This window comes from Janthinobacterium sp. 64 (genome assembly GCF_002813325.1).
In the GTDB taxonomy this organism is placed as follows: Bacteria; Pseudomonadota; Gammaproteobacteria; order Burkholderiales; family Burkholderiaceae_D; genus Janthinobacterium.
The window spans coordinates 95,011-107,189 of the sequence record NZ_PHUG01000001.1; the positions used below are offsets into that span (position 1 = coordinate 95,011).

7 protein-coding genes are annotated in these 12,179 nt (G+C 66.2%); 3 read left to right on the forward strand and 4 right to left on the reverse strand.

Features of this window, described 5'->3' with window-relative positions:
• The first annotated feature begins 112 nt into the window (after positions 1-112).
• Positions 113-874: a GNAT family N-acetyltransferase gene (locus CLU91_RS00495; protein ID WP_100872519.1), complete on the forward strand. Its 762-nt coding sequence runs from the start codon at positions 113-115 to the stop codon at positions 872-874.
• Here CLU91_RS00495 and CLU91_RS00500 read toward each other — a convergent pair.
• The 3 genes from CLU91_RS00500 to CLU91_RS00510 form a co-directional block, all read right to left on the reverse strand.
• Positions 807-6,287 (reverse strand): CHAT domain-containing protein, encoded by a 5,481-nt coding sequence (locus CLU91_RS00500; RefSeq protein WP_100872520.1) that lies wholly within the window; start codon positions 6,285-6,287, stop codon positions 807-809. The genes CLU91_RS00495 and CLU91_RS00500 overlap by 68 nt on opposite strands.
• Positions 6,288-6,556: 269 nt before the next feature.
• Positions 6,557-6,844, reverse strand: coding sequence for a hypothetical protein (locus CLU91_RS00505; RefSeq protein WP_100872521.1), 288 nt, complete (start codon positions 6,842-6,844; stop codon positions 6,557-6,559).
• Between the two features lie 180 nt (positions 6,845-7,024).
• Entirely contained in the window at positions 7,025-7,717 is a 693-nt protein-coding gene (locus tag CLU91_RS00510; RefSeq protein WP_086140857.1) for an ABC transporter ATP-binding protein, read from the reverse strand.
• Between the two features lie 319 nt (positions 7,718-8,036).
• On the opposite strand from CLU91_RS00510, the gene egtD reads away from it, so the two are divergent.
• Both egtD and egtB read left to right on the forward strand, forming a co-directional pair.
• Complete coding sequence (egtD, locus tag CLU91_RS00515; RefSeq protein WP_100872522.1) at positions 8,037-9,029, forward strand: L-histidine N(alpha)-methyltransferase; 993 nt, start codon at positions 8,037-8,039, stop codon at positions 9,027-9,029.
• Between the two features lie 151 nt (positions 9,030-9,180).
• The gene (gene egtB, locus CLU91_RS00520) at positions 9,181-10,413 is read left to right on the forward strand and encodes an ergothioneine biosynthesis protein EgtB (RefSeq protein ID WP_100872523.1); all 1,233 of its coding nucleotides are present in this window, start codon (positions 9,181-9,183) and stop codon (positions 10,411-10,413) included.
• Between the two features lie 5 nt (positions 10,414-10,418).
• Here egtB and CLU91_RS00525 read toward each other — a convergent pair whose 3' ends face one another.
• Positions 10,419-12,020, reverse strand: coding sequence for a methyl-accepting chemotaxis protein (locus CLU91_RS00525; protein ID WP_198521196.1), 1,602 nt, complete (start codon positions 12,018-12,020; stop codon positions 10,419-10,421).
• Positions 12,021-12,179: the final 159 nt, after the last annotated feature.

The window sequence follows — 12,179 nt, forward strand, 5'->3', positions numbered from 1 at the left end:
TGCACTCTCCCCGAAGGACATTGACTTGCGTCACGGAAATGACATTCGGCTGTCATTTTCCTGACATATTAGGCAAGTACGCTGGAGTCGTCTTGATCACAGGGATGAAACCATGCAGAACATAATCGCATCAAACGAAGCCAAGGCCCGTCCGGTCCAACTGGTGCTGAGCCAGGCCACGACCGCGGCGGAAGTGCGCGAAGTGCAGCGTTTGCGCTACAAGGTGTTTATCGAGACCATGGGATTGACGTCGCTGGCCAATGCCGATGGCCTCGACAGCGATGAATTCGACGCGCATTGCGATCACCTGATCGTGCGCGACGCCGATACCCTGAAAGTGGTGGGCACCTACCGCGTGCTGAGCGCGGCCAAGGCGGCCAAGATCGGCCGGCTGTATGCGGAAAACGAGTTCGACCTGAGCCGCCTGAAGAACCTGCGCGGCCGCATGGTCGAAGCGGGCCGCGCCTGCATCCACCCGAAATACCGCGGTGGCAGCGTGATCATGCTGCTGTGGTCTGGCCTGGCCGAGTACATGCGCCGCGAGCGCTGCGACTACCTGGTCGGCTGCGCCAGCATCAGCCTGGCCGATGGCGGGCATAACGCCGTTGCCGTGTACCAGGCGCTGGCGGAAAAGCACATGGCCCCAAGCGAATACCGCGTCACGCCGCACCTGCCTTTCCCCATTCACCAGGTGGAAGCGGCGCACAAGCCGCAGGTGCCGCCGCTGATCAAGGGCTATCTGCGTTCGGGCGCCTGGATTTGCGGCGAACCGGCGTGGGACCCTGATTTCGAAAGCGCCGACATGTTTATGATGATGCCGCTGGCGAATCTGGACGAGCGCTATGCGCGCCATTATGGCGTGGTGCCTGGCTAAGGCTAGTGCCGGGAAGTGACGCCTGCAGCTGGCTGGCCAGCGCCTGCACGGCGCTGCGCAAGCCGCTGCGCAAGCCGGTCTGCGCGCTGTCGGGCGGCAGCAGTTCGAGCAGGAAGCGCAGCGGCACGGTGACCGCTTCGGGTTCGCCGATGCTGCCGTGGCGCCGCACGGCGTCGTGGTACAGGGCCAGGAATACGGCGCGCGCGGGCGCGTCGAAGGGCTGGCCGTCCAGCACTTGCCACAGGGCCGCCAGCAGGGCGGCGCGCACGGGGGCGCCGGCGTCGATGGCGCGGTGTTCGTCCGCGTGGCGCTGGCGCGCATAGGCGATGGCGTCGTGCAGCAAGTCGCCCAGTTGCGCATCGAGCGCGCGCCACGCGCTGCCGTCGCCATGGGCTTGCAACAGCAAGGCACCCGTCAGTGCCTGGAAAATCAGGTCGCAATCGGCCACGCCGCTGCGCAGCCGCGCTTCTTCGAGCGCGGCCAGGCAGGCTTCGGTCATGGCGCGCAGCGCCGGCGCGCCGGAGCTTCCTTCGGCGCAGGCCAGGCGCGCCTGCAAGGCCCAGTAGCGTCCCAGCAGTGCCAGGCGCTGCGCCGTGGGCGCCAGCGCCACCAGCAGGTCGATATGCTGTTTTCCATCCTGCAGCAACTGCCGCCCCTGCGCCATATCGGGCACGGCAGGCACCTCGATGCCGGCGCCCGCATCGATGCCGCACAGGGCCGCGCCCTGGCGTATCTCCAGTTCCGCCCAGTGCGCCAGCGCGCGCAAGCCCACCTTGCCGTCGGCCGCGCTGTGCGCCGCCCGGTAGTGTTCGATGGCGCGCAGGGTGTTTTCCAGTCCCCCCAGGCCGGCGCGCGTGGCGGCCATGTTTTCGCGGATGTCGGCGCAGCCGAAGAAGCGCGTGCGCACGGCTTCCTCGATGCTGCCCAGCTTTTCCTCGATGGCCGCGCGGCGCGCCGGATCGGCGCCCGCCAGGCGCGCATGCAGGGTTTCCAGGTCGGCCAGCAGGTGGCCGTGGTAGTGGTAATCGGGCGCCTGCCAGGGCCGGCTCTGGGTATTCGGAAAGCGGTAGCGGTCGTCGCCATACGCCTGGTAGGCGCCCCAGGTGTTCGAGGCGGGAAATTGGACATACGCCGCCTCGCGCGCCAGGCGCACGGCGTCGCCGAAGTGTTCGCCGTTCAGCATGGCGTGATAAAAGCTGTGCGCAAAGATGCTGGCCGCCTGGTCGTCGATGCGCCAGCCGGCCGCGATGACCGCCTGCGAGCCCATTTCAATAAAGGCCGTGGCCAGGCTGGCAGCCAGTTTCGACCATGGCGCGATCGCGTCCGGGCGCATGTCGCCCAGGTGGCAGCAATTGATGAAGACGAATTGCGGCACGCGCTTCAATTTACCCACCTGCGCCGCCGTCAGCCGCGTCTTCTGTCCCAGCACCAGACCCGTATGGGCGATGCCGGGGCCGGCCACTTCGCCATGGCCGGCCAGATGGATGGCGAAATAGCGCTCGTCGAACAGGTGTACCAGCACGCGCTGCGCCTGCGGGCGCAGCAGCTCGCGCACCTGGTAGCCGTACGCGTGGAACATGCGCGCCACGTCCTGCGCCTCGGCTTGCGCGGCGGGCAGCTCGGGCAGGCCGGAATCGGTGTCGCCGATCACCAGCACGCTGTTGCTGGGCGGGCTGGTGGCGGGCGGCTGCTCGCGCAGGCTGGCCAGCTGGCGCACCATGCCGATGCGCGTCGACAGCGGGCTTTCCTCGCTGCCCGCCTCGTCGCGCATCAGCTCCCATGGATAGATGGCGGCGCTCTGGTCGACGGCCAGGATCAGGCCGCGCATCTCGGGGATGGCCGCCTTCAGGCCATTGGGCAGCATCAGTTCGTACAGCGCGCGCGACAGGCCCGGCTGGTCGGTGGTGTTGTCGGTGGCGTCCATGATCAGGCCATCGACGGCTTGCCGCTGGTTCGGCTCCTCGTCGACGCTGTTGTGGGCGCGGTCCGTCAGCACGGTGAAGCGCAGGGCGCCGGAGAGATCCGCGGCGACGATCTGCACGCGGCGCCAGCCATTGTCGCCGCTCAGGCTGGGCAGGATGCGCCGGTAGCCTCCGGGGCTGTGGCGGATGCGCCGCTCGAACGTGAAGCCGCCCTGGTAGCGCGCCTCGGCCATGATCTGCTCGATGGCCACGGCGGCGGCGATGGCGCGCGCCTCGGATTGTTCATAGATGGCGATGTGGCCGATGCGGCACGCCATGCCCGCGTCTTCCAGGCGCCGGTTGGCGCTGCGCACGCCATCGATCAGGGCCCGCGCGCACAGGGCGATGCTCAAGCCGCCATAGCCGGAACCGGACAACAGGCTGGCCACGCGCAAGCCGTGTGCGCCCATCGGCGGCACAACCGCATGGCCGGCGGCGCGCACCTGCAGGCAGACGCACGCGTATTCGAGCAAGCCGCCGGCAAAGGCGCGCGCCAGTTCGCCCGGCGTCAGTTCGCCCAGCGCACCGAGGCCGATGACGATGGCGCCGCCGGGCCGGCGCGCCGCATCGGGCTGCAGCACCACCAGGGCAGAGTCGGGGCGCTGCGGGAAGCGTCCCAGCGCGTGGATTTCCTGCAGCTTGCCCGCCAGCAGGCGGTCGAGAAAACTCATGCTGCCGCGCAGCGACTCGTAGGCGTAGCAGCCGCTCATGACGGGCGCGTCGGCCGAGGCCATGCTGCCGTGGATGACGGATAGGCTCAGCTGCGGCGCGCGGCTCTCGGCAGCGCTGACGGGGCCGGCGGCGCCGAGGGCGGCGTCGAGCAGTTCCGGCGGCTGCGGGTACAGCGGCCGCGCATCGGGAGCGTGCGCACGGAAGCGGGGCGGGGCGCAGCCTGGCGCGTGCGGCGGGTGCCGGGACAGGCCCGCGCCCTGGCCGCTGTCGAGCAGTTGCGCGATGGCCGGGTAGGTTTCTTTTTGCAGCAGCAGGTCGCCATGCGCCACCGGCAGGTAGCACGCTTCCACGCCGTCCGGCACCGCGCCTTGCCAGGCCGTGCGGCCATCGCCGTCCGGCGACCAGGCCGTCTCGATGCCGCCGTCGCGCAGGCGCAGCGCCACCGGCGTGTCGGCGCAGCCGGCCAGGTAGCTGCAAAGGCGGGCGTCGAGCGGGGCGGCCTCCAGCAAGGCGACGGTGGCGCGCGCCGCCGCCAGCGCCTGGGCCTCGGGCGCCTGCCAGCCGTCGGGCTGGCCCGCTTGCGCGTCGCCGGCGGCCAGCTGCGCCCACGCCTCGGCGTCGAAATAATCGATGCCGCCCGCCTGCGGCCACGGCAGCATGTCCAGCACGCCGGGAAAGGCGCGCACGAAGCCGAGAAACTGGCGCCGCGTGTGCTTCCAGCCGATCCAGCAGGCCAGCATCTGCACCAGCCGGTCGCGTCCCAGCAGCACTTGCACCATCGCCTGCGTGCCCCGGTTGGCCGTGCCCACCTGCAGCAGGCGGCTGCCGGGCAGGGCGCCGAAGCGCTGCCAGCGCTCTTTCAATGCCAGGCGCGCCACCAGCCCGCCCGTGCCGTGCGCAACGATGCGCAATGGTTGTCCGCGCTGTTCGGCGTCGCGCATGGCCTCGTCGAGCACGGGCAGGAAGGCATTGCCGGAGTGCTGCAGCGACAAACGCCAGTCATACGTAAAGGGCCGCACTTCCTGGCTTTGCGCGAGAAAGCGGGCAAACGGCTCATAGCACGATTCGACCCAGCCGGCGCTGACGATGTGCGGCTGGCCCACGGCCAGGCGCTCGATGCGCCCTTCGACCAGGTTGACTGGGTCGAACCAGATGCGGTTGCTGCCCACTTGCAGATGGCTGCCCATGATATCGGGCAGCAGCAGCACGATGGGGGCGTGCGCGCGCCGCTTCGGCACTTCGCCGCCGCGTCCCAGCGCGCCGTGCTCGATGCCGGCCAGCGGCTGGTAGGCGCTGTCGTCGCCCGTGAGCGCCTGCACTGCCGCCAGGCCGGACGGTGCGCGCTCGAAGTAGTTCAGGTGGTGCGTCTGCGGCCCGCGCAGCAGCAGTTGCCGCACCGGCGTGCTGCGCGTGGCGCCGCCGGCCATCGAGGCGCAATTGACCACCAGGTCGTTCTGGCCGCCGTACAGCTGGTCGCCGAGGCAGTCGCCCAGCCAGCCCAGCAAGCCATCGCCGCTGCACGCGCCGGCCAGCACGTGCAGCGGACTGGCCACGCGCACGTCGGGCGCGTTGAGCAGCGCCACCAGGGGCGAGTCGGGCATCATCGCTTCCAGGCCCGGCAGGATGCGCGCGTCGCAGCGCTGCTGTACCACGGCCAGCAGGAAGGCCATGCCACCATCGGGCAGATCGTCCTGCGGCAGCAGGTTGCACATCACGCTGGCCCAGCGGTCGAGCCGGCCCGACATCAAGGTGGTGCCGCGTGCCGGGCAGGCCACGCGCACGAAGCGGGCGATGCGGATGGCGCGCGTCTTCAACTCCTCGCCCAGTTCGCGCAGGCGCGCCGCATCGGCGTCGTGGCCGCCGCGTCCACCCAGCCGTGCCTGCGCCGTGAAGTGGTCGATATCATGGCTGTTGAACGCTTCGCCGCCCACCGTGTTTTCGCTCAGCCGCTCCAGGCCGTCGCCGGCCAGGTCGACGGCGCCGCGGCTGTCGATGCGCTGCGCGCGCGCCAGCAATTCGCCCACCAGGCCGCCGCGCGAATGGGCCAGCAGGTGCAGCACGGTGCCGTGCGGCAGCTGGCGCACGAGCGCCAGCGCGTTCTCGATGGGGCTGTCGCTGAGGCTGCGGTGCTCGTAGCCGTAGATGCGGTTGCCGTACTGCGCCGCCAGCTGCGGCGCCAGGCCATTGCGCCACAGGCCGCCAAAGCTGCGCTGGGTCGACGAGGCCGTGCCGTGCAACAGCAGCAGCACCGGTTCCGGCCCGGCGGGCACGCTGGTGACGGACGTCATGCTGCCCGCTTCGATGCCGCAGCGGTACAGGCCCAGGCGCTGTTCCAGCTGGCGGTCCTGGAAGGCGCCCGCTGCCGCCAGCGCCGTCATGGCGGCGGCGCCGCAGCGGTACACGCGCACGGCCCGCAGCATCCAGGCGCCCAGGCCGTCGCGGCTGGCGCCGGGCGGCAGGCGCGCCGCCTGCGGGCGCAAGGCCAGCCCCACTTCGATGCTGGCGGGCGCGCCGTCGCGTGCCGCCATGGCCGGCCCCAGGTAGCGTGGTAGGTCCAGGCTGCTCGCCAGCAGCGAACTGCCGTCGCACAGCAGCAGCTGCACCACGTCGGCCGGGCCGATATCGAGGGCGATGCGGCAGCTGCCGATGCCGCGCGCGCCCGACAGCACGTGGGTTTCGGCATGCCAGCCGGGCGCGGCGGGGCAGTCGCCGGCGTCGGCGAGGGGATCGCGCGTGAGCGTCAGGCGCAGCACGGGCGGCGCAGAAGGGATGCTGGACATGCGGGTGGGATCACTGGTTAAAAGCTGACCTTGATACCTGCGGAGACTATGCGTGTTGTGTCAGATCAAGTTTGAGTGGAAATGCAGGGGAGAAGCTGGAGGGGCGTGCTGGAGCGGGAGGGCAGAGAAACGGTCAGCATGGTTTGGGCTGGGTCTCTTCGCTATCGTGCGCGGATCTGGTGCGCTGAGCGAACTGCGCGAATTGCATGGCAAAAGTTCATGGCGCCGGGGACCTGGGTGCCTGGCATGGCAAGACAACAGCGTGTGGTTCAGTGGACTGGCGTGGCGGACAGTTCCTTCAGTTCGCGGATGGTGATGTCCGATTTTTCATGCATGCGCAATAAAATCGTTGCACCGACCGACAGTTTGCCGTGACGAATCTTGCTGATGATGGGGGGCTGGACTTCCAGAACACGGCACAGTTCCGCATCATTTTTCAGGCTCATCTTCTCGATCAGGGTATCGAGCAGCTTGTTGGGCACAAAACTCGATGGTTCGAGCGCACGCGCCCGGTTCATCGCTTCAATCATTTCCAGCTTCTTTTGCCGAACGTTCATATACTCCTCCTTCAGGTTATGCAAGGGACGAGACCACTGTATGTGGTCCCGGCTAAAGTTCGTCATCGCAGTACGGCTGTCTGAGGTGACGTGACAACATGCGCGTTACAACATTAATAACCAGGCAAGTGTTTTCAATAATACTACGATAACAAAACTTGTGACAGATGGTCAGTTAAATTAACTGATTGTTTGATCAATTTGGTTGACCGTTGTTGTATTTTGTAAGCCGCTTTTTGTCAGGATCATGGTTCTGTCCGCCATTTCGGCGGCGGCCAGCGAATGCGTGACCATGATCGCGCAACTGCCGTTGGCCTTGATTTCGGCGCGCAGCAATTGCAGGATGCTGTGCGCCGTATCGGGATCAAGGTTGCCGGTCGGCTCGTCGGCCAGCACCAGGGCCGGCTTGTGCACGAGCGCGCGGGCGATGGCCACGCGCTGCATTTCGCCGCCCGACAATTGTTGCGGAAAGTCGCCGCCGCGTCCGCCCAGGCCGACCGCTTCGAGCATGCTGGCGGCACGCTCCTGGGGCAATCCGTTGAGCAGCAGCGGCAGGGCCACGTTTTGCAGCAGGGTCAGGTGCGGCAAGACGTGGAAGGCCTGGAAGATAAATCCCATGCGGGCGCGACGCAGCCGGGTCGCGGCGGCGTCATCGAGGCTGGACATGGCAATGCCGTCCACCAGGATAGGGTGCGCTTCGGCACCCGCATCGGGCGTATCGAGGCCGGCGATCAGGTTCAGCAAGGTCGACTTGCCCACGCCCGAGTCACCCATGATGGCGATGAATTCCCCGGCCTTGAAGCGGCAGGAAATGTTGGCCAGCACGGGACGCGCATGGGCATAGGACTTCGACAGATGGCGCAATTCGAGCATGGTGATCTTGATTAATAACGGCTATCGTAAGGGGAGGCACGCGGGGGAGAGGGGGCCTGGGAACTGCAAAGGGGCGCGGATTGTTTGGCCGGCAATGTGTAGTATACGACAGGCTTATCATTTTTGCTGGGCAATACCAATTTTGTGTGCACACTGCTCGTTTGATCTTACGTTATCTGTCGCACGGCTGGCTTGTGCGGATTCCGCTATGATGGAAAAAAGTCATCGGAAAAGGCGCCTGCACACCACTATGGCAGGGGCGGCGCCCGGTGGCTGACCGTGCAAGCCCTTCGTGAACCTTGATAGACGACGCCAGCCCATGACCATGCCACTCGCGCAACAGCAGTCAGATTTGTCTCCCGCCAGCAACGCCGAAGTGGCCAGCGCCACTCCTGCCACGATAGTCGAGATCAGCAGCGGCCTGCTGGCGCGCGATGCCTGGACCTCGCCCAAGTACCTGTACGACGCTTTGGGCTCGAAACTGTTCGAAGCCATCTGCGCCTTGCCCGAGTACTATCCGACGCGCACGGAGGCGGCCATCTTCGCCCGTTACGGCGCCGAGATCGCACACGCCGTGGGGCCGGGCAGCACCCTGATCGACCTCGGTGCGGGCAATTGCGCCAAGGCCGCCAGCCTGTTCCCCCTGCTGCACCCGGCCCAGTATGTGGCTGTGGATATTTCCTATGAGTTCCTCAGTGAATCGCTGAGCCGGCTGCAGCAGCGCTTTCCGCACATCGAGATGACGGGCCTGGGCCTGGATTTCTCCAGCCGCCTGGACTTGCCCGACAGCGTGCGCGAGGCGCGGCGCTTGTTCTTCTATCCCGGCTCATCGATCGGCAACTTTGCGCCTGAACAGGCGACCGCCTTTTTGCGCCGCCTGCGCGCGAATGCGGACGGCGATGGCGGCTTGCTGATCGGCGTCGACCTGATCAAGGACGATGCCATCCTCGACGCCGCCTATGACGATGCGCTGGGCGTCACGGCCGCCTTCAACCTGAACATGCTGCGCCATGTGAACGGCTTGATCGGCGCGGACTTCGACGTGCGCGCCTGGCAGCACCACGGTTTTTTCAATGCCGACGAGCGCCGCGTCGAAATGCACCTGGAAGCGCGCAGCGAACAAGTTGTCCATTGGAAAGGTGGCCAGCGCCGCTTCGCGAAAGGCGAACGCATCCATACAGAAGACAGCTACAAATACACCCGTGCAAGCTTCGTCGGCTTGCTGGAGCAGGCGGGGTTTTCCACTGTGCAAGTCTGGACGGACCCGCAGCAGTGGTTTGCCGTCATCTATGCGCGCGTCATCAGGGACTAACAACGCCTGACCAAACCTACTGCGCGTCGCGCTTTGCGGCCTGCGATGCTCACCGTACTAAAGTACGGTTGCGCTTCTTAGCCACAAATCACTGCCGCTCGCTACGGTTTTGTCAGGCGTTCAAGATGCCAACACAAGACAAAAAACTACCATGCTGATCGATTATTACAATACAGTGCGCCAGCACTCGCTGCGCCTGGCCGAACCGCTGTCCGACGAGGATTGCGGCGCCCAGTCGATGCCGGACGCCAGTCCCGTGAAATGGCATCTGGCGCATACCACCTGGTTTTTCGAAACGTTTATTCTGGAAAGCATGGAAGCGGCGTTCGCGCCGTTCCACCCGGCCTTCCGCGTGCTGTTCAATTCCTACTACAACGGCGTGGGCGAAAAACACCCGCGCGCCCAGCGGGGCTTGCTGACGCGGCCGGGCATGGCGCAGGTGCGCGCCTACCGGGCCAACGTCGATGCGCGCATCGCCCGCTTGCTGGCGGGCGAGCTGGCGCGGCCCGAGCGCGAACGCCTGAGCATGCTGCTGGCGCTGGGCCTCGAACACGAGCAGCAGCACCAGGAGTTGCTGTTGACGGACGTGAAACACCTGCTGGCGCAGAGCGCGCTGTTTCCGGCTTATCTCGACAACGCCGCGCCGCCAGCGCCGCAAGCTGCGCAGCCCGCGGCCTGGCTCGCGTTTGACGGCGGCCTGGCGCAGATCGGGCATGCGGGCGATGGTTTTTGCTTCGACAATGAATTGCCGCGCCATCCGCAATATGTGGCGCCGTTCGAGCTGGCCACTGCGCTGGTGACGAATGGCGAATTTCTCGCCTTCATCGAGGCGGGCGGCTACCGCACGGCGCATTGGTGGCTGGCCGAAGGCTGGGACTGGGTGCGCAGTCAACAACTGGCATGTCCGCTGTACTGGCAGCGCGATGACGCCGGGCGCTGGCAGGAATTCACCTTATTTGGCTTGCGTCCGCTGGACTGGCAGGCGCCGGCAGTGCACCTGTCGCTGTTCGAAGCGGACGCTTATGCGCACTGGGCTGGCGCGCGCCTGCCGACGGAAGCCGAATGGGAAGTGGCGGCGCAAGGCGTCGCCGTGCAAGTGGGGCAGCTGCATCCGGCCGCCGGTGCGCCGGCAGCGGGACTGCGGCAAATGTTCGGCCACTGCTGGCAGTGGACCAGCAGCAGCTATGCGCCGTATCCGGGCTACCGCACGGCACCCGGGGCGCTCGGTGAATACAACGGCAAGTTCATGCTGAACCAGTATGTGCTGCGCGGCTCGTCCTGCGCCACGCCGGCCGGCCATGCGCGCGCCAGCTACCGCAATTTCTTCCCGGCCGGCGCGCGCTGGCAATTTTCCGGCATCCGCCTGGCGCGCCAAGTGGAGTAGTTTGCTTAGTTCAAGCGCGGAACGGACGGGGCAGGGCGGGCTGGCGCCTTGGCGCCGGCGTTGTGCTCCAGCTTGAACTGGCTGACGAGAGTTTCCAGCTCGCCCGCCTGTTCATGCATGGCTGCCGCCGCTGCGGCTGCCTCCTCGACCAGGGCCGCATTTTGCTGCGTCGTCTGGTCCATCTGCATGATGGCGGCATTGATTTGCTCGATGCCTTCGCTTTGCTCGTGGTTGGCGACGCTGATTTCACCGACGATGGCGCTGACCCGGCCCACGCTGGCCACCACTTCATCCATCGTGGCGCCCGCCTGGCTGACCAGCTGCGCGCCCTGTCCCACCCTGTTGACGGAGTCGGCAATAAGTTCCTTGATTTCCTTGGCGGCCGCCGCCGAGCGTTGCGCCAGGTTGCGCACTTCGGTGGCCACCACGGCAAAGCCCCGTCCCTGTTCGCCGGCGCGCGCCGCTTCCACGGCCGCGTTCAGGGCCAGGATATTCGTCTGGAAGGCGATGCCGTCGATGACGGCGATGATGTCGACGATCTTGCGCGAAGAGGCATTGATGGCATCCATGGTGCCGATCACTTCCGCCATGGCCGTGCCGCCGCGCTGGGCGATGGTGGATGCCGAGCGGGCCAGGCTGTCCGCCTGGCGCGCATTGTCGCTGTTGCTGCGCACGGTGCTCGTCAGTTCGATCATCGACGAGGCCGTTTCTTCCAAGGCGCTGGCTTGCGCTTCCGTGCGGGCCGACAGGTCGGCATTGCCGCTGGCAATCTGGCTCGACGCCACGGCGATGGTGCCCGTGCCGCCACGCACTTGCCCCACGATGGTGGCCAGGCTGGTATTCATGTCGCGCAGCGCCTGCAGCAGCTGGCCCGTTTCATCCTTGCCGTCGGCCACGATTTTACTGCTCAGGTCGCCTGCGGCCACGGCTTGCGCCACGCGCAGCGCATACGCGATCGGCGTGGTGATCGAGCGCGTGACACGCCATGCAAAGAGCACGCCCAGCAGCAGGGCGGCCGTGCCCAGGCTGGCCATCAGCATATTCGCTGCGGAAATATTCTGCTGGATTTGCTGGCCGCCATGCACGACCACTTCGCGCTGGAGCTCATTGAGGCGGTTCACGGATTTTTGTAATTGGTTCAGGGCAGGCAGCGTATCGTCGCGCACGTGTTTGGCCGCTTCCGCGCGCTGTCCCGCCACCAGCAGCTTGTCGGCCTGGCTGAACGAGACGACATAGGCTTTGCGCTGCTGCTTCAGGGTGGCCAGCAGTTCCTTGCCTTCAGGCAGCACGATCAGGCGGTCGAGGATGACTAGCGCATCGCTGATGGTAGCCTTGTTGGCGTCGATTTCGCCGTGGATGGCGTTGGCGCGGGCCGGATCTTCATGGATGAACAGTTCCAGCACCAGCGCCGCGTTCGAACGCGTGGTGCTGCGGATGGTGGCGATGGCATCGGCCTTGGCCCAATCTTTCTCGATGATGGACTCACTGAGCCCACCGATTTTGTCCAGGCGCAACAATCCCGTGCCTACGAGCACTGCCATCAGCAGCAACACCACGCCAAAACCGGCGCCCAGGCGCACGCCTATCTTCATATCCGTCAATTTCATACTCATTCCCTCGGTAGCTAAAATCTTGTCCCCGGTGGTCTTATTATGAGTCGATTATACGGCGCGTGATACTTCTTTTGCAGCAACAATTGCCTTGGAGAAATGAAAAAGCGGCACGGCGATCAAGCCGTACCGCTTTTTCTCCCTATGAGGGATGCC

Coding starts and splice junctions, on each gene's coding strand:
- CLU91_RS00495 (WP_100872519.1), top strand. CDS start 113: ATGCAGAACATAATCGCATCAAACGAAGCCAAGGCCCGTCCGGTCCAA.
- CLU91_RS00500 (WP_100872520.1), bottom strand. CDS start 6,287: ATGTCCAGCATCCCTTCTGCGCCGCCCGTGCTGCGCCTGACGCTCACG.
- CLU91_RS00505 (WP_100872521.1), bottom strand. CDS start 6,844: ATGAACGTTCGGCAAAAGAAGCTGGAAATGATTGAAGCGATGAACCGG.
- CLU91_RS00510 (WP_086140857.1), bottom strand. CDS start 7,717: ATGCTCGAATTGCGCCATCTGTCGAAGTCCTATGCCCATGCGCGTCCC.
- egtD (WP_100872522.1), top strand. CDS start 8,037: ATGACCATGCCACTCGCGCAACAGCAGTCAGATTTGTCTCCCGCCAGC.
- egtB (WP_100872523.1), top strand. CDS start 9,181: ATGCTGATCGATTATTACAATACAGTGCGCCAGCACTCGCTGCGCCTG.
- CLU91_RS00525 (WP_198521196.1), bottom strand. CDS start 12,020: ATGAAATTGACGGATATGAAGATAGGCGTGCGCCTGGGCGCCGGTTTT.